This window comes from Streptomyces sp. SID5464, from assembly GCF_009862985.1.
Lineage (GTDB): Bacteria > Actinomycetota > Actinomycetes > Streptomycetales > Streptomycetaceae > Streptomyces > Streptomyces chartreusis_D.
The window spans coordinates 1-988 of sequence record NZ_WWIQ01000003.1 but is presented as its reverse complement, the minus strand read 5'-3'; the positions used below and the strand labels follow the sequence as shown (position 1 = coordinate 988).

The 988-nt window shown below is 73.7% G+C and carries 1 protein-coding gene; it reads right to left on the bottom strand.

Translation table 11 applies throughout. The features are described 5' to 3' along the window. Window positions 1-298: 298 nt before the first annotated feature. The gene (locus GTY47_RS02215; protein WP_010037957.1) at window positions 299-868 is read right to left on the bottom strand and encodes a sigma-70 family RNA polymerase sigma factor; all 570 of its coding nucleotides are present in this window, start codon (window positions 866-868) and stop codon (window positions 299-301) included. Between the last annotated feature and the right edge of the window lie 120 nt (window positions 869-988).

Sequence of the window (988 nt, the reverse complement as noted above, 5' to 3'; positions counted from 1 at the left end):
AGGACGTGCACGGCGGGGCCGGCCACAGGCCCGGACACGACGCGTGCGGCGCAACCGATCCCGACCCCGAACACCGCTCGTGCGGCGCCGCCGACCACCCCGGACAGGGCGTGTGCTCTACACGCGATCCCGTCCCTGGAGAGGACGTGCACGGCGGGGCCGGCCACAGGCCCGGACCCGACGCGTGCGGCGCAACCGATCCCGGACCCGGACAGCGCACGCGCGTCCGCTGCGCTGACGGGGCGCGCCCTCGGTGGACCGTCACCCGCCGCCGCCCCGGGCTCGGAGAGGACGTCGGTCATCGGCGATCCCCCTCGCCCAGTGAGTGTCCCGTGTCCGCCAAGTCCGCCGAGTCCGCCATGGCCGCGGGACGCATCCCGTCGATCTCGGCTCTGAGGCGGCGGCGAGCCCGGTGCAGCCGCATCGCTGCGGCCCGCCTGCCGCAGCCGAGGGTGATCGCGACCTCGTCGATGCCGAGTTCCTCCCAGGCCGTCAGGCGCAGCACCTCCTGGTCGGCCGCGGAGAGCCGGGCGAGTGCCTCGTGCACCCAGCCGCCGGGCGTGTCCGCCTCGGGGCCCACCGCGATGTGCCGTCCGTGCGCGGTGTCGTCGTTGCCGAGCCGGTCGACGAGCCGGCGGCGGCGTCCGTGGCCGCGCACCGCGTTGGCCAGGCAGTTGCGTGCCACGCCGTACAGCCAGGGCAGTGGAGAGGAGGGCAGGTCGGCCCGGCGCCGCCAGGCGACCGTGAACACCTCCGCCACCACTTCCTCCACCTCGCCGGCCCGCCCGTCCAGTCGCCGCGCGACATAGCGGCTGACCGCCCAGTAGTGCTCGCGATAGGCAGCGGCGAAGATCTCGTCGTTGCTCATGTCCCGTTCGTGTCCGGCACCTTCCCTGTCGTCACACCCGGTTCCGTGATTCTCGTCGCGTCAGGAGAGTGTGACCTCTACCTGGCCACGTCGTTCGCGTTCTTCGTCATCGGCGGCGTG

Excerpts from the sequence above, each read along its gene's own strand:
- GTY47_RS02215 (WP_010037957.1), bottom strand. The coding sequence starts at position 868 with ATGAGCAACGACGAGATCTTCGCCGCTGCCTATCGCGAGCACTACTGG.